14 protein-coding genes are annotated in these 17336 nt (G+C 55.0%); 12 read left to right on the forward strand and 2 right to left on the reverse strand.

The features are described from left to right. Positions 1-31: 31 nt before the first annotated feature. The 7 genes from C8N36_RS04750 (at position 32) to C8N36_RS04780 (ending at position 7770) form a co-directional block, all read left to right on the forward strand. Entirely contained in the window at positions 32-799 is a 768-nt protein-coding gene (locus C8N36_RS04750; protein WP_097804833.1) for an N-formylglutamate amidohydrolase, read from the forward strand. A 5-nt stretch (positions 800-804) separates the two neighbouring features. Beyond that, positions 805-1314 (forward strand): TRAP transporter small permease subunit, encoded by a 510-nt coding sequence (locus C8N36_RS04755; protein WP_176527089.1) that lies wholly within the window; start codon positions 805-807, stop codon positions 1312-1314. Beyond that, on the forward strand, positions 1304-2629 hold the full coding sequence (locus tag C8N36_RS04760) for a TRAP transporter large permease (RefSeq protein ID WP_097804831.1): 1326 nt from the start codon (positions 1304-1306) through the stop codon (positions 2627-2629). The genes C8N36_RS04755 and C8N36_RS04760 overlap by 11 nt, the downstream gene beginning before the upstream one ends. 54 nt (positions 2630-2683) lie before the next feature. Further along, entirely contained in the window at positions 2684-3718 is a 1035-nt protein-coding gene (locus C8N36_RS04765) for a TRAP transporter substrate-binding protein (RefSeq protein WP_097804830.1), read from the forward strand. Positions 3719-3782: 64 nt separating this feature from the next. Further along, entirely contained in the window at positions 3783-5144 is a 1362-nt protein-coding gene (locus C8N36_RS04770; protein ID WP_097804914.1) for a glutamine synthetase family protein, read from the forward strand. A 98-nt stretch (positions 5145-5242) separates the two neighbouring features. Continuing rightward, positions 5243-6628 carry an aldehyde dehydrogenase family protein gene (locus tag C8N36_RS04775; protein WP_097804829.1) on the forward strand — a complete coding sequence of 462 codons (1386 nt, stop codon included), beginning with the start codon at positions 5243-5245 and terminating at the stop codon, positions 6626-6628. Next, positions 6625-7770, forward strand: a complete 1146-nt coding sequence (locus C8N36_RS04780) for an iron-containing alcohol dehydrogenase (protein WP_097804828.1) — start codon at positions 6625-6627, stop codon at positions 7768-7770. Before C8N36_RS04775 ends, C8N36_RS04780 begins: the two co-directional genes overlap by 4 nt. A gap of 64 nt (positions 7771-7834) precedes the next feature. On the opposite strand, the gene C8N36_RS04785 is transcribed toward C8N36_RS04780, so the two are convergent. After that, positions 7835-9430: a winged helix-turn-helix domain-containing protein gene (locus C8N36_RS04785; protein WP_097804827.1), complete on the reverse strand. Its 1596-nt coding sequence runs from the start codon at positions 9428-9430 to the stop codon at positions 7835-7837. Between the two features lie 193 nt (positions 9431-9623). Here C8N36_RS04785 and C8N36_RS04790 point away from each other — a divergent pair, with 193 nt between their 5' ends. The 4 genes from C8N36_RS04790 to C8N36_RS04805 all read left to right on the forward strand — a co-directional run bounded on the left by C8N36_RS04790 (position 9624) and on the right by C8N36_RS04805 (position 14780). Continuing rightward, positions 9624-10799 carry a phosphatase PAP2 family protein gene (locus tag C8N36_RS04790; RefSeq protein ID WP_170125805.1) on the forward strand — a complete coding sequence of 392 codons (1176 nt, stop codon included), beginning with the start codon at positions 9624-9626 and terminating at the stop codon, positions 10797-10799. A 131-nt stretch (positions 10800-10930) separates the two neighbouring features. Then, positions 10931-12946 carry a hypothetical protein gene (locus C8N36_RS04795; protein ID WP_170125806.1) on the forward strand — a complete coding sequence of 672 codons (2016 nt, stop codon included), beginning with the start codon at positions 10931-10933 and terminating at the stop codon, positions 12944-12946. A gap of 248 nt (positions 12947-13194) precedes the next feature. Continuing rightward, complete coding sequence (locus C8N36_RS04800; RefSeq protein ID WP_141468073.1) at positions 13195-13434, forward strand: hypothetical protein; 240 nt, start codon at positions 13195-13197, stop codon at positions 13432-13434. A gap of 242 nt (positions 13435-13676) precedes the next feature. After that, entirely contained in the window at positions 13677-14780 is a 1104-nt protein-coding gene (locus C8N36_RS04805) for a helix-turn-helix transcriptional regulator (RefSeq protein ID WP_097804823.1), read from the forward strand. A 193-nt stretch (positions 14781-14973) separates the two neighbouring features. Here C8N36_RS04805 and C8N36_RS04810 read toward each other — a convergent pair whose 3' ends face one another. Beyond that, complete coding sequence (locus tag C8N36_RS04810; protein WP_097804822.1) at positions 14974-16596, reverse strand: AMP-binding protein; 1623 nt, start codon at positions 16594-16596, stop codon at positions 14974-14976. Between the two features lie 100 nt (positions 16597-16696). On the opposite strand from C8N36_RS04810, the gene C8N36_RS04815 reads away from it, so the two are divergent. Next, a complete protein-coding gene (locus C8N36_RS04815) occupies positions 16697-17335 on the forward strand; it encodes a sulfotransferase family 2 domain-containing protein (protein WP_097804821.1) in 639 nt (212 codons plus the stop codon). Position 17336 lies beyond the last annotated feature (1 nt).

The following is a 17336-nucleotide window of genomic DNA, read 5'->3' on the forward strand; positions in this document are numbered from 1 at the left end:
CATAGGTGTCTCTTGTAGTGATCATTACACAATGTCACGTTTTGAACAACAAGTCGATACATGGGGCTGGCCAGCCGCCGCTGTCTTTGGGGAACCGGGGCAGGGGGCGTTTGTTTTGGTGTGCGAACACGCCTCGCGTTTTATCCCGCCCAACGCCGATGATCTGGGTCTGAGCGCCGAAGCAAAGCTGTCGCATGCGGCTTGGGATATCGGGGCTTTGGACTTGGCCAAACGCTTAAGTGCGCGGCTGCAGTCACCGCTGGTGGCCGGGCAGATCTCGCGCCTTGTGTATGATTGCAACCGTCCGCTTGAGGCCGTTGATTGCTGCCCTGTGCGCAGTGAAATATATGATGTTCCGGGCAATCAGGACATGCTTGATACTTGCCGCCAAGCCCGCTTTGAGCAAATACACAACCCGTTTCACGCCGCCGTTTCCAGGGTTCTCAATGCCGCAGGACCGCAGGCGATTTTGGTGACGATCCACAGTTTCACCCCGATCTACAATGGCACGCCGCGCCATGTCGAATTGGGATATTTAAGCCATACCGACAACCGTTTCGCACAGGCATGTCTGGCACAAGAACACAAACGCGGCCGAATGAGGGCCGCTTTGGACGAACCCTATTCAGCCACAGATGGCGTGACCTACAGCCTGCAAAAACACGGCGAAGCGCAAGGGCTATTGAATGTCATGATCGAAGTGCGAAACGATTTGATCGATACTGCCCCAAAGGCGCAATCCGTCGCTGACCATCTGGCCGCCACATTGATTGCCGCCAAGAAAGAGGTGCAGCCGTGAGCGCGATGCACAAATTTATCAAGGTGGTGGATGCCATCAACTACCGCATAGGACGGGTCACGATGTACGGGATCTTTGTGATGATGGCGATTTTGCTGTGGTCTTCAATCTCGAAAACGTTTTTCGACCCGTCTTTGTGGACCTTGGAAATGGCCCAGTTTGCCATGGTGGCCTATTATATTTTGGGCGGCCCCTATTCGATCCAGATGGGCACCAACGTGCGGATGGATTTGCTGTATGGTGAATGGTCAACCCGGCGCAAAGCCGCTGTAGATATCGTTACAGTGCTGTTTTTGATCTTCTATCTGGTTGTTCTGCTTTGGGGCGGAATCGACAGCACGATGTATAGTTTTCAATACGGAGGCGAGCGTAGTCCAACCGCGTGGCGCCCTTACCTTTGGCCGATCAAAGTGATCATGTGCACCGGCATCACCTTGATGTTGTTGCAGGCCTTATCCGAACTTGCCAAAGATATTCTGCGTCTGCGCGGAGAGGAAATCCCGCATGTCGTATGAGATGATCGCCATCTTTATGTTCGCCACCATGATGGCGATGCTGCTGACCGGTCAGCGGGTTTTTGGCGCGATCGGCTTTGTGGCCGTGATCGCGGCTTTGGTGCTGTGGGGGGACCGCGGCGGCTATGATCTGGCATTTTCATCGGCCATGAAGCTGATGAAGTGGTATCCGCTGCTGACCCTGCCGATGTTCATTTTTATGGGCTATGTGTTGTCTGAATCCAAGATTGCCGATGATCTGTACAAGATGTTCCATGTCTGGATGGGGGGGCTGCGCGGTGGCCTTGCCATCGGCACTATCGGCCTCATGGTGCTGATTTCGGCGATGAACGGCCTTAGCGTTGCAGGTATGGCAATTGGCGCGACCATCGCCCTGCCTGAGCTTTTGAAACGCAACTACGACAAGAGGATGGTGACGGGGGTGATCCAAGCGGGATCTTCGCTGGGCATCTTGGTGCCGCCTTCGGTGGTGCTGGTTCTCTACGCGATGATTGCGCGCCAACCGGTGGGGCAGCTATGGCTTGCGGGGATTGTGCCGGGCCTGATGATGGCCGCGCTGTTCATCTTGTACATTGTCGTGCGCTGCCATTTTAACCCGTCGCTCGGGCCCGCGCTGAGCGAAGAAGAACGCGCCATGCCGCGCGCCGAAAAGCTGGCGTTGCTGCGCGCTGGTCTGCTGCCGGTGGTTATCTTTGCAACGATGATGGTTCCCTTTGTGAATGGCTGGACGTCGCTGGTCGAAAGCTCGGCTATCGGGGCGATAACGGCCTTTGTCGCAGCGGTTCTCAAGGGGCGGATGACGCGCGAAGTGTTTGAAAATTCGGTTCGCATGACTCTTGGCATCAGCTGTATGTTCATGTGGATCATTCTTGCCGCACTGGCTTTTGGCGCGGTGTTTGATGGCCTCGGCGCGGTCAACGCGATCAAAGACCTGTTCACCGATCGGCTGGACCTTGATCCTTGGGTCGTGCTGATCTTGATGCAGCTTAGTTTTATCATCATGGGCACCTTCCTCGATGACACGGCTATGCTGGTCATCGTCGCGCCGCTTTACGTGCCGCTGGTAAAGGCGTTAGGCTTTGATTTGATCTGGTACGGCGTGCTCTATACGATCACCACCCAGATTGCCTATATGACGCCGCCCTTTGGCTATAACCTGTTTTTGATGCGCGCCATGGCTCCGCCTGAAATCACACTTAAGGACATTTACGGATCGATCTTGCCGTTTGTTCTCGTGATGGTTTTCGCCCTGAGCCTGGTGATCCTTTTCCCGCAGATTGCTCTGTGGCTGCCAAACTATGTTTACGGAAATTAACAACAAAAGACCCGGTTAACGGGTGTTCACATAAACCCACTTGGAGGACTTAACATGACCACAAGACGTAAGTTTATCACCACCGCAGGGGCCGGTCTGGCCGCGGCTCCGCTGGCAACTCCGGCCCTGGCGCAAAGCACCATCAAATGGCGCATGCAAACCTATGCAGGGTCCGCATTGGCCGAGCATGTGGTGAAGCCTGCTGTTGATATGTTCAACAAAATCGCGGGCGACCGCATGCAGATCGAACTGTTCTACGCCGATCAGCTTGTGCCTACAGGTGAATTGTTCCGTGCCATGCAGCGCGGCACAATCGACGCGGTTCAGTCCGACGACGATTCCATGGCATCGCCCACCGATGTCACGGTTTTTGGCGGCTATTTCCCCTTTGCGTCACGCTATTCTTTGGACGTGCCAGTGCTGTTCAACCAATACGGTCTGAACGAAATCTGGGACGAAGAGTATTCCAAAGTTGGCGTCAAGCACATCAGCGCCGGCGCTTGGGATCCTTGCCACTTCGCCACCAAAGATCCGATCAATTCGCTGGCTGACCTCAAAGGCAAGCGCATCTTCACCTTCCCGACAGCTGGTCGTTTCCTGACCCAGTTCGGTGTGGTTCCTGTGACCCTGCCTTGGGAAGACATCGAAGTCGCGATGCAAACCGGCGAGCTGGACGGCGTTGCGTGGTCGGGTATCACCGAAGACTACACCGTTGGTTGGGCTGACGTGACCAACTATTTCCTCACCAACAACATTTCGGGTGCTTGGGCCGGATCGTTCTTTGCCAATATGGATCGTTGGAACGAGCTGCCAGAAGATCTGCAAACGCTGTTCCGCGTTTGCTGTGATCAGTCGCATTACTACCGTCAGTGGTGGTATTGGGGCGGCGAAGCGTCTTTGCGGGTTGATGGCACCAAGATGGAGCTGACCACCATTCCCGACGAAGAATGGGCAACTGTTGAAGCTGCGGCGCAGACATTCTGGGATGAAATCGCGGCCGAGTCCGAAACAAAGGCCAAGGTTGTTGCGATCATCAAGAAGTACAACGCCGACATGCAAAAAGCCGGTCGGCCTTACCGCTACGGCTAAATAACTCCGCTGCGCCTCGGACCGGTTTTCGGGGCGCAGCACTCTTTGGATTGGGATGACGAAAATGAGTCAGGTTTTGAGCTTCGATACACTGAAGCAGCAGGTTGCGGACGGGTCAGTGGACACCGTCCTTGTTTGTCTTGTGGACATGCAGGGCCGCCTGATGGGCAAGCGATTCCACGCCGGACATTTTGTGGCTGGTGCCTATGAAGAAACCCATTGCTGCAACTACCTTTTGGCCACTGATCTGGAAATGGCCACACCCGAAGGTTTTGCGTCGACCAGTTGGGAAAGCGGTTACGGCGACTATGTGATGAAACCGGACCTGTCGTCATTGCGCCCCGTGCCTTGGCTTGAGGGCACCGTGATGGTGATTTGCGATGTGCTGGACCATCACACACATGAAGAGGTGCCCCATTCGCCGCGCGCAATTTTGAAAAAGCAAGTGGCGCGGCTGACCGAAATGGGTCTTACGCCAATGATGGCGACCGAGCTTGAGTTTTTCTTGTTCGAGAAAAGTCTGGACGAAATTCGCAAATCGGGCTTTCGCGATTTGCAGCCGATTTCCGGCTACAACGAAGATTACCACATTTTTCAGACCACGAAGGAAGAGCATGTGATGCGTCCTGTGCGCAATCACTTGTGGAACGCCGGAATTCCGATCGAGAATTCCAAGGGCGAAGCCGAAGCTGGTCAGGAAGAATTAAACATTAAATATGCCGCTGCGATGGATACAGCGGAATACCACACCATTGCCAAACACGCGATCAAGGAGATCGCTTGGCAGCAGGGCCATGCCGCGAGTTTCCTGCCGAAGTGGAGCCATGACAAAGTCGGTTCTTCCAGCCACGTGCATCAATCGCTTTGGAAAGATGGTAAGAACGCATTTTTTGACCCCAGCGACAAGTTGGGGATGAGCGCGTTGATGAAGAACTATGTGGCGGGCATGTTGAAATATGCGAGCGATTACACATACTTTTTGGCCCCCTACATCAACAGTTACAAACGGTTTATGAAGGGGACTTTCGCCCCGACACGGATCATCTGGTCAGTTGATAACCGGACTGCCGGTTTTCGGCTATGCGGCGAAGGCAGCAAATCAGTGCGGATGGAATGCCGGATCGGCGGATCGGACATCAACCCCTATTTGGCGATGGCTGCCCTTTTGGCCGCCGGGATTGCAGGGATTGAAGAGGGGCTTGAGCTGGCTGCGCCGACGGTTGGCGATGCCTATTCAGGTGACACGGGGATGATCCCGGTCAATCTGCGTCAGGCACGTGAAGCTTTGCTGCATTCCGACATGTTGCGCACGGCATTTGGCGATGAAGTCATCACCCATTACGCCCGCGCGGCCGAAGTGGAGATTGAAGAGTTTGACCGTGTTGTAACCGATTGGGAAATTGCCCGCGGGTTTGAGCGCGTTTAACGGTTGGAGCGAGAGGCCAGCCTCTCGCGCTCTCCGGAGTTTTCTTAGCAAGATGAAGAGCGGGGCCGGTGTGCCTCTTTGAACATGGAGTGTTGGCAATGGGCCAGACATTGAAATGCATCTCTCCGATCGACGGGTCGGTTTTTGCCCAGCGGGATGCCTTGTCGCTAGAGGCTGCACAGGCCGAGATTGCGCGGCTGCGTGCGGCACAAGCGGCTTGGGCGGCGCGGCCGTTGCAAGAACGTGTTGATTTGGTCATGGCCGGCGTTGCGGCCGTGGGCGCAATGAACGATGAAATCGTACCGGAATTGGCGCATATGATGGGGCGCCCCGTGCGATATGGCGGCGAATTCGGCGGGTTCAATGAACGGGCCAGCCATATGGCATCCATCGCCGCAGAGTCCTTGGCCAATGTCGAAGTTGGTGAGGATGAGACGTTCAAGCGCTATATCAAGCGGGTTCCGCATGGCGTTGTATTTGTCGTCGCGCCTTGGAACTATCCTTATATGACGGCGATCAACACGGTTGCTCCGGCCCTGATCGCGGGCAATGTGGTGGCGTTGAAACATGCGACGCAAACCTTGCTGGTGGGTGAGCGGATGGCGCAAGCATTCCATTCTGCTGGTGTTCCTGAAGATGTTTTTGCGAACCTCTTCCTTGGGCATGACGTGACTTCGGCGCTGATTGCGGAAAATGCTTTTGATTTCGTGAATTTCACCGGCTCTGTCGGTGGCGGTCAGGCGATGGAACGCGCTGCGGCGGGAACCTTTACGGGTGTCGGGACCGAGCTAGGCGGCAAAGATCCGGGCTATGTCATGGAAGACGCAGATCTGGATGCGGCGGTTGATACGCTGATCGACGGGGCGATGTTCAACTCTGGCCAGTGTTGTTGCGGGATTGAACGCATTTATGTGCATGAAAGCCTGTTTGACGCATTTGTGGAAAAGGCCGTGGCCATTGTCAGCGGCTACAAGTTGGGCCATCCGATGGATGAGGCGACGACGCTGGGCCCAATGGCGAATGTGCGCTTTGCCGCCGAAGTGCGCGCGCAGATTTCAGAAGCGATTGAGGCCGGGGCAACTGCGCATATCGCGCCGTTCGCCGAAGATGATGGCGGGGCTTATTTAACGCCGCAAATTTTGACCAACGTCACCCATGATATGCGGGTGATGCGCGACGAGAGCTTTGGGCCCGTGGTTGGCATTATGAAGGTGTCTTCAGATGCCGAAGCCATTGCTTTGATGAATGACAGTGAATTCGGTTTGACAGCCAGCCTGTGGACCCAAGATCTGGACCGTGCCATGCGTGTCGGGGATCAGATCGAAACCGGAACAGTGTTCATGAACCGCGCCGATTATCTTGATCCCGGCCTGTGTTGGACCGGATGCAAGAATACCGGGCGGGGCGGAGGGCTGTCTGTGATCGGCTTTCACAACCTTACCCGGCCAAAATCCTACCATCTAAAGAAGGTGACCCAAGCATGAGCCTTGTTGGAAACTGGTCCTATCCGACCGCAATCAAGTTCGGCGCTGGCCGGATCAAGGAACTGCCCGAAGCCTGCGCACAGGCCGGGATGAAAAAGCCGTTGTTGGTGACAGACAAAGGACTGGCCGGCTTGCCGATCACGGCCGCAGCGCTGGACATCATGGAGGCAGCGGGCCTTGGACGCGGCGTATTTTCCGAAGTTGACCCCAATCCAAATGAGAAAAACCTTGAGGCAGGTGTTGAGGCCTACAAGGCAGGTGGCCACGACGGTGTGATCGCGTTTGGCGGCGGGTCGGGGCTTGATCTGGGCAAGATGGTTGCCTTTATGGCTGGTCAAACACGTCCGGTCTGGGACTACGAAGACATTGGGGATTGGTGGACCCGCGCGGATGCGGATGCCATCGCACCGATTGTGGCTGTGCCGACAACCGCTGGGACGGGATCAGAAGTTGGCCGCGCCAGTGTCATCACCAATTCCGAAACCCATGTGAAGAAGATCATCTTTCACCCCAAGGTGCTGCCTGCGGTTGTGATTTGTGATCCCGAGCTGACCGTTGGAATGCCAAAATTCATCACCGCGGGCACCGGGCTTGACGCCTTTGCCCATTGTGTTGAGGCATTCAGCAGCCCGCACTATCACCCGATGAGCCAAGGTATTGCGCTGGAAGGCATGAAACTGGTGATCGACAATCTTCCGCGTGCCTATGCGGATGGAAACGACATTGATGCGCGCGCCAACATGATGAGCGCCGCCGCCATGGGGGCCACGGCTTTTCAAAAGGGTCTTGGCGCTATTCATGCGATGAGCCACCCGATTGGCGCTGTCTTCGGCACCCATCACGGCACCACCAATGCCGTTTGTATGCCTGTTGTTTTGGACTTGAATGAACCGCTCATCCGGGATCGTTTTGATTTGGCAGCCAGCTATCTCGGGATTGAGGGCGGCTATGATGGGTTCCGTGCCTTCGTGCAGGAATTCAACGACAGCTTTGGTATTCCGCGCGCCCTGTCTGAAATGGGCGTTACAGCGGATCGGATCGATGAACTGGTGGCGATGGCGCTTGAAGATCCATCCTGCGGTGGCAACCCGGTTACCCTGACCACGGACAACCTCAAGGCGCTGTTCGAAGGTTGCCTGTGATTTGAGTGCAATCGTTGGCTTGGAAAAAACGCACCGTCCCTTGTGGGGGCGGTGTTTTGCATTGTTAGGTGCCACTTGCCAAAAGTTCGTTTGCGATCTGTGTGCTGCGCAGGATTTCAGACGGGTAATTATTGTTGTGGATCAAAGTGCTGAGGGAAAAATCCGGTTCCGTCAGTTGCATATGGGTGATCAGTTTGTCCAGCTTTTTGGATTCACCTTTGTACGCGTATAGCAAGGTAAGGTAGCGCAACGGGGCCTTGAAATCGGGTTTCAGGCGAAAGGCAGCTTCGCCCGCGCGAATGGCCTCATCTATCGAATGGGATTTCGCAGCGGCGATGCAATAAAAGGTTTCGACTGCATACCGATATGGCCCGTCTCCGGCGATCGATTTTGCAAACTGCGCAGCGCCCAACGCCTCTTTCATATGCCCCGAGGTATAAAGCGCAGCGGCGCGAAAGCTCCAAGCCAAGGGGTTTGACCGATTGACCTCAATAGCGCGCGATGACAGTTCCAGCCCATAGTGCGGGTCATCCAAAAGGTACGTGTAGATGTAGGATGTCAGCGCCAAGACCATTGAATTATAGGGGTCGAGCTCAAGCGCTCGGCGGGCCAGATCTTCGGCCTCATCGCACAGGGCTTCTTGGGCGATCAACCGCTCGCCTTTGAAAAACGCCAGAATATAGGCCGACCACGCCAGATACAAACCGCTTGGTTGGGCCTCATGGTTGACGGCTAGCTGATGGCGGGCAAGCTCCAAATCTTTGTTTTGATTTCGGAAAATTAACCGGATGGCCCCCAGAGCCCCGCGTTCCAAATAGCGCAATTCACGCGAGGTCTTGTCGGCAGGGGCAGGGTTAAAGACTGTGCGGTCTACACCGGTGTTGATCAGGCGGTGCATCTGATGGGTCTGTAGTAGATCCGCAGGGTCACTGGGCAAAACATCACTGCGATGCCAAAGCATCCGCTTATCCGACAGCCGCGACATTTGGAGATGTGTCGCGGTTTGAGTTTGGCTGGCTACAGAGGAACTGCGCAGCCAAAACGCTGATCTGTCATCCTCGGCGTCTTCGAAATCTGGCGTTTGATCTTTGGAGGATACGATGCGGATGGCGCACCAATCAGCCAGACTTTGGCCGAATGCGCTGGCCATGGCGTCATTGTGAAAACTTTCCGGGCTGTTTCGGGTGTCCAGAAACAAGAAAGGAGCAGGGGTCTGCGCCTGTTTTCCGGCCCCGCCGCTCCGTTCTTCTTCCAGCCATTCCAGAAACACCGGATCACGTATGGTGTTGCTTTCGAACAAGATACTGCCATCCGGCGGCGAAAATCCCGGCGCATCAATGTCGCGCAGGATGGCACCGTTGTTCAAGCCAACGAAATTGCGGTCCGACTGGATCAGGTCCCTTAGTTCTTTGAGGCTTTGACGTATTGTATAGATTTCATTTTTGAGGCTCCGCGCGGCTTGGACGGACTGTCGGTTGCTCCAAAGCTTGTCGATGATGCTTTCGCGCGACAAGGACATGTCCGGTGCCAAAAGCAGTAGACAGAGTAGCCCTTGCGCTTTGGCGCTCTTGCGCGGGGTTAGATCGCGCCCATCCATTGCCCGGATCTCAAAGGATCCGAACATCTGCGCCTTTGCCAAGGGGGCCTGAGGGGTGCGCATGCGGCATCTCGATCAAATCATTGGGCAATCCGAGAACCTTAACAAATGATTTCCAGCCTGCCTAGCCGGAGGAAATAACAGGTCAAAAATTTGCATCAAACCTTTGTTTCGGTTGACTGAAACCCTGTTCTGGCTTGATCTTAGGTATCAGCAAAAAATTGTATTGATGAAATTGAGATTGGGAGACACGAGAATGGGTACGGATTCATATTCAATGGCGTCTATGGCAAGCATGGCTTCGATGGCGTCCATGGCCAGTATGGCCTCGATGGCAAGTTCTGGCGGCGGTCAAAAGTCCATTTCCGGAGAAGCGATTTCAGCGGCCTCCTCGGGGGCGCTCATCGGGTCACGTGACGGGATTGTCGGGCCCTATGCGCCGCCTGCTGTTGCCCTGGCTCATCTGCCGTTCAATTCATTGGATCACTATGCCTTTATGGAAAAAGGGGTGCGCATTTCGGCGATCCAGTCGGCGATCTTTTCCGAGCTGTCCTTTGCTTATGGCGCAGAATCTCTGAGTGTATCGGATCGGGAAACCGGCGGTATGATTGCATCGATGACCCGGCCCAAAATCGAAGAATTCCAGCTTCAGCTTGATTACGTCAACGCCTACGCGGATTTGCGGATTGACCGTGCCCCGGAAATTCTGGCCCAAGTGGGTGAGATCATGTCCTTTATCGGCCAAGCGATTTCACTGCATCCGCAGCGGCATCGCTGGACAATCGAATATCTGTTTGTCGCGGTGGGGGCGGTGATTGAACTGGAAAAACGGTTCAAAGCGGCGATGAATGTGCGCCGCCCATTTGAGCTTGCACCGCAAATCCAGCCGATGATCACCACGCCCGCCCACAGCGCTTTCCCCAGCGGTCATTCGACCGAAGCCTTTGCAATGGCAGAGGTTCTTGCATCCATGGTGGATCACATTGATGCAGTGCAAAATTTAAGCGGTCCGGGTTCGCGGCGCTGGTTGATGGTCTCGCAGGCTGCGCGGGTGGCGGTCAATCGGACCGTCGCAGGGGTACACTACCCTGTCGACACCTTGGCCGGTGCGACTTTGGGGACGGCATTGGGGCAATACATGGTCGCAAGGTCGCAATCGGGGGCTGCGCAGGCACCGTTGATGCAGATGCATGGCCTCAGTTTTGACAGTCCTTGGGATGCGGCAAGCAGACCGCAATCGCCGGACTTTAACCTTGCGGTGTTCCAAAGTGAGGCAGATCCTGCCAACCAAGAAAGCGCCAATTCCCGCTATGTGGAAACAGGGGCTGCCTTTACAGTGCCAAGCTGCGCGCCACTGGCCTGGCTGTGGTCAAAGGCTGCCGAAGAATGGGTGGTTGCCGCGGCATGTGACACCGCGACGGTAACCTCATGAACTGGCGGTTGGCACCAAGAACCTTGGCTGATCCTTATGGGCATTGGATGAGGAAAACAGGGACTATTCCAACAACGGGTGGTTGGCAGCCAAGGGTGATATATACCCCTTGGGGCATGTTGGCGCGCGCAATGACGGACAATGCTGGCACCACGGTGCAGGCGCTTGAAGCCCTGTTTTCCGGAGCCAGTTCATATCGCGTAAACCTGCATGATCTGGAACATTGGGCGTATTGCGATCTGCGCAAGGACCAGCCGCATTTCGGACAGGGCCACAATGAGCTGATCATTTTTGAAAAGGCGAACAATCCATCGTTCGAGTTGCCACGGCTTTTGGGCCATGCATTGGAGGCCGCAACAGAGGAGCAGGTGTTCGGATCAGACGCAGGGGCAGTTGTTTATTCTGATGTCCCGCAATCATTGTCGGGAAACCTGACAACATGCTTTGCGGCCAACAGCGGTTTGGTGGCCAGCGGGTCCATGCCGGTGCTTCCGGCAGACACATGTGACAAGGGCGGACCATTGGTGGTCACAGCGATTATCGATCACGCTATTCCGTTTGCACACGAAAGGTTTCGCCTCAGCGCGGACCGCAGCCGGATAGACGCGATCTGGTTGCAAGGAACACCGACCGCACAATCGAATACCAGTCCGGCAATCGGCCGAGCTTTGACCGGATCATCGATAGCAGACCTTCTGGGCCAAATAGGCGGGGCGTTTCGGGATGAAAACGAGCTGTATTCCAGCATGTCCTCTGTGCCAATGGGGCGGGACAGGCAGGCTGGCGATACCCCCTTGCAGCAATCCTTTTGTCACGGCGGGATGATGCTTGACCTCGCCGCTGGGCGAGAAATCAACGATGCGCTTGCTTCAAAACACCGGATTCTAGGAGTGGAACTTCCAGCGCAGATTGTGGCCCAAACCAATGGATTTTTGCATGAGCTGTTTGTGAAATCGGCCATGAACTGGATTTGGTTCACTGCGCGGTCGATGTATGCAAATCACCCGCATGAAGTTATCCTGAACTACAGTTTTGGCGACTTTTGTGGGCGCCGCGACGGGCTGGGAATGCTGGATGCTGATTTCCAACTCAGGTTGGATCGGGACGAGTTGGCGGGAATTACTGTTTCGGCGGGCAATGGGTTTCAATCCGATTGCCACGCGGAAATCACCGCTTCGGAGATGGCACAAGGGCAAGATTTAACACTGTGTCTTCAACCTGGTGACAAAACCCCAAGCTTTGTCCAGTTTTGGTTGGATGGGAGCCACGAAAGCCTTCCGTTCGAATTGGAAATCAAGCCACCATCGACCAGTGGCATTGCACCGATCGTGACGTCTTTGGAGGACGATTTGGAGCTGGTGGATCCTAAAGCTGGCTCAGCGGTAGCGCGGGCCTACTTGCAACAAGATGCGCCGCGTTATGCTGTGCCAGATGGCCGAACGGCCACAATCCGAACGCGTGTCACGATTGCGTTTTGCCGGACTGAGGCGGCGCGCGGGCAGGCCGCAGCACCAGCCGGACGCTGGGGGTTGTCTTTTAAGTCCCGGGCCAACTGTGATTTGTCCGCGCAGGAAAAGGTGATGCTTTGGGTTGAGCGGGGGGACAGCCTTCCGGGATTTCTACCCGCGGGACGCCAGGCCTACCTTGCCCATGCCAACCATCAGCGATGGGATGAATCCGGGCGAAGGAATACGGCGTTGGATGGTGCGTGGTCGCCGATAAAGCGGCGCAACACGCTTAGCGCAAATGCAAATGCGGCTGATGTTTTGTCCGTCGCGGCATATAGGCAAGCGGGGCGCGGGCAGCCTGCTCTCTATACCGCTGCGGGGGGCGGAGCAAAATCTGGAGGGCCAACGGTTGCTGTCGCGATCGAGAGATCGGACAATCGACGGTCGGTTTTGGCGGCGGGAACCTTGTCCGGTGCGACACGAATGGGCAATGGCACCAGCGCTGCTTCTGCCGCCCTTTCGCGCCACTTGGCCGAAGCAGTGTTGAGTGGAACGGTGCCGGTTGGGTCCGCTGACATAGTGAAGCGACTTAGGTCACATGTGATCGATTTGGCGGAACCATCAAAGAACCCGGCTCGGAGCGGAGCGGGAGTATTACCCGTTCTGGATGGCTGCGTTGGGATTCACAAAAGTGTCTAAAACGACAGATGAAAGCTGACGGGAGCGGGCAGCTTTGACTTTTGGGAGGGCGCATATTGTTGAAAAGGAGGGAGAAAGCGAAGACCTTTGGCTTTATTGACCAATCCTTGACCCGAGATTGACGCAACGTCGATCCACGAAGTTAGGCTGAACCCAAGCTGCGTTTGGCGTGACGCTTATGCGGCCGCTTTTGAGCGGACCGGATATGAAATTCAGGCGCGGCACCTGATCGGCAAGGAGAGATGAAAATGAGTAACAAGCTAAAGGTTGTAGGGGCGAAAGCGCTTGATCGAAACCCGTCGCTAAGGCGGCTCACTTCCGTGCCTGTCGAAGAGCCGCCGCACACAATCCCGGATCCAAGTTGGGATACCTGTGGGCTGGACTTGGTTGAGGTGCTGCAAGAGCCTGGTTTTGGCGATTGCCTCAACTTTCCCGAGCCCCATGAGCATGGCGCGACTTTGATGAACCTTGTTAGCCGGCAGGGGTGATTTGCCCCGAGGGAGTGTTGCTGCTTGGTGATAGATCCAAGTTTCCGGTTTTGTATGGATGCCCTGCCGACGCAATACGACCCTTGCGGGTTGCCAATCAGTTTTTGGATGGCGGTTACATTGTAATATCCGCATGTTTATCTGTGATTGGATCAAGGCAACCTGAGTGGCCAATTACAGACTGGTAATTAGCCCGCTGCATTTGTATTAATATATCATGGATATTTTTTTGAATTGCGCTGATGGACGGAAATGATCCTGAATTGATCGCAGGGTTTGCTCGCACGATAATTGATCCCCATTATTGGCCCGAGGCCCTAAAAAAGCTCTGTGAGGTGTGTGGGGCATCCAAGGCTTTTATCACAAGGCGCACTGCGCTTGGTGCGCATATTGTTGTGCCGCATCATCAGGGGTCCGATTGGCATGGCCCGATGGTTTTTGGGTTCACAGCCAGTGAAATAGAAAGCTATTTTTCTGACTTCTCCGAGGTGGATCCATGGACGGAAATCGAGGCGCAATACCACCCCCTCAGACCCTATTCCATGCAAGACTATTTACCAATCCAGTCGCTGCAGAAGTCGGAGTTTTGGGCGTGGCTTGAACCTCAGGGCATCGTTGATTGTGTGGTGGTAGAGTTAGGCCATGACAAAAACGGTTGGGATGCCCTGACCGTGTTTCTAAGTGCCAAACAGGCGTCGGAGCATCGGCGTGTTCAAAAAAACCTGGCTGCCAATTTGCCTGATCTTGCAGCGATGTGGGCGGCGGGCCAACAGGTGGTACGGGCCAAGGATGACACATTTTTAGCAGCCGCATTCATCGCGAAAATGGAAGAGCCGAGCTTGGCTTTAGACATGCAAAACCGGGTGCAAGCTATCAATGTGGCCGAACAAAATATTGTAGATCAACGGGTTATCAAGGCTAGCGTGGGTGCTTATCTGCGCGTGCCGCGAGAGTGGGGCAACTATATTCGGCATTTGGCACCGCATATAGCTGTCTTGGATGGAGTGGCGCAGGCATCCGATTGGGTACCCATGTTGGCCCAAGGGCGTATAGAAGGCACCGCCGATGGTCAGGTCGTGCAACATCGATTCATGCTGTTGATGGAAAATCTGCGCGATCCTGGCGATCGCCCGGATTGGGATCATCCTGCACTGACTGCACGTGAAAGACGTTTGGTGCGACACTTGGCCGAAGGTGGGCAAGTCAAAGACGGAGCGCTGTTGTTCGACATTTCTGTTCGGGCCAATGCCGAGGTGTGGAAGGCTGCACGCAGAAAGCTAGGCGGCTTAAAGAAACAAGACTTGTTTGTTAGAAATCGCGACCGCACCAAAGATGAAGAAAGATGAAGTTGCGTTGAAAGGCCAAACCATTCATTTCTTAATGCGTGAGTGTAGTGTGTGTTTTTGCTTGATTTAAGTGAAATTTATTTTAGATGCGCCGGACTAAGGAACCCCCTTAATCCGGCGTTTTTAATTTCGGCATGGTCGCAAAAGTAAACCTGTCATTTATGTCTGTTTTCCTAAAGCGATCTGTTCGGAACTACAATTCTTTTGCGTATTCACGTAATTCGAATTTCTGAATCTTTCCGGTCGACGTCTTGGGTAACTCTTGAAAAATGACCTTTTTCGGTGTTTTAAAACCTGCAAGGCGGTCTTTGGTAAAGACGATCATTTCGGCCTCTGTCGCAATGTGATTGTCTTTCAATTCAATAAAGGCACATGGGACTTCCCCCCATTTGTCGTCGGGTTTTGCAACGACTGCACAGAGCAACACGGCTTCGTGGTTCATCAAACATGCCTCTACCTCGACAGAGGAGATGTTTTCGCCCCCCGATATGATGATGTCTTTGGCACGATCTGCGATTTGAACATAGTTGTCGGAGTGCATGACGGCGATGTCACCTGAATGGAAATAGCCGCCGGCAAAGGCCTCGGCGGTGGCTGTTGGATTCTTTAAGTACCCCTTCATCACGCCATTGCCGCGGAACATGATTTCCCCTTTGGCTTCGCTGTCTTTTGCGATGTCGTTCAGGTTTTCATCCGTGACGCGGACCTCTTCGATAAAGGGCATAGCAACGCCTTGGCGGGCTTTGATCGCAGCGCGGTCTGCGCCTTGCAGATCGTCCCACCGCGCATCCCATGTGCATTCAGTGGCCGGTCCGTAGACCTCGGTCAAACCATAGACCTGTGTGACGTTGAACCCCATCGGTTCGATCTTTGCCAATGTTGCCGGTGCGGGCGGGGCTCCGGCGGTAAAGACTTCGACCAGGTGATCGACGGGGCGCTGCGCATCAGGGGCGTTGACCAGCATATTCAAGACAATCGGCGCGCCGCCGAAATGGGTCACACCTTCGTCGGCAATGGCATCAAAAATCGCCGGAGCGGTGATATCGCGGCAACATACGACGGTGCCGCCAAGCGCAGGCATCATCCACGTGTGGCACCAGCCGTTGCAATGAAACAGCGGCACGATTGTGAGATAAACCGGATGCAATACCATGCGCCAACTGATGACTTGCCCCATGGCGTTTAGATATGCACCGCGGTGGTGATAGACCACACCCTTGGGCCGCCCCGTGGTGCCGGACGTGTAGTTCAACGACAGGCTTTCCCATTCGTCCCTTGGCATAATCCATTGGAAAGTGTCATCACCAGAGGCCAAAAGCGCCTCGTATTCAATGTAGTGGCCATGGGCATGGACCCCGGCGTGATCGTCTGCGACCTCAATGATCTGAGGCGGCGCAGTGGCCATCTGTTCAATGGCTTCGGCCAGAACTGGCAGGAACTGCGGATCGCATAGGACAACCTTGGCTTCTCCGTGATCCAGAATATAGGCGATTGTATCCACGTCCAGGCGGGTGTTGATCGCATTCAGGACAGCGCCGCAGGCAGGTACGCCGAAATGCGCTTCTGCTTGGGCTGGAATGTTGGGCAAAATGGTGGCGACCACATCGCCGGGTTGCACACCTAATTTGCTAAGACCAGAGGCCAAACGGGTGACGCGCTGGATGTATTCCGCATAGGTTTTGCGATGTGTGCCGTAGACCACGGCGGGGTGGTCAGGCCAAATCGTGGCCGCCCGCGTCAAGAACGACAAGGGCGTTAGCGGTACATAATTGGCATCGTTTTTCTCAAGCCCGGTTTCATCCCGCATCCAGCCCATCGTGGTCCCTTTCTAGAAAATGGTAACGCCTACTATGCGCAGCGATCCGCGTAGTGAAAAGGGGATTCCGCGCCGCGCATTCGGGCGCTAGACTGGGGGAATGATTATATCTCCGGGTCGCCAGTTTATCTTTGTCCATATCCCCAAAACCGGGGGAACATCGATGGCTTTTGCTCTAGAGGAGCGCGCCCACAGGGATGACATTCTGATCGGAAATACACCAAAGGCGCGCAAACGCCGCGCCCGTGTGGAACGCATGCAGGCCAAGGGTCGGATGTGGAAACACGCGTCGCTGTCTGATCTGGACGGGGCCTTTGGCCCGCAAGAGTTCAAGCGGATGTTCTGTTTCACATTGGTGCGCAACCCTTGGGACCGTGTTGTCAGCTACTACCACTGGCTGCGCGACCAAAAGTTTGACCATCCGGCAGTTCAGATCGCCAAAGCCCTGAACTTTGAGGATTTTCTGTTTCATCGTCTCACCCAGTCTAGCCTGATCGCTTGGCCCTATGGCCGTTATATGCGGGACGTGGATGGGGTAGAATACGGGCATTTCTTGCGGTTAGAGCATCTGGAGAATGACATTGCCCCCTTGGAGCAGCACCTTGGTTTTGCTCTGGATCTTCCGCATGTAAATCAGTCGGACCGCGCCGGATATCACGGCTACTACACCGATGAAACGCAGGCATTGGTTGGCCGCCTTTGTGCGGAGGACGTGGCGCGGTTCGGGTATCGGTACTAGC

It is taken from the genome of Pelagimonas varians (assembly GCF_003208435.1).
Lineage (GTDB): Bacteria > Pseudomonadota > Alphaproteobacteria > Rhodobacterales > Rhodobacteraceae > Pelagimonas > Pelagimonas varians.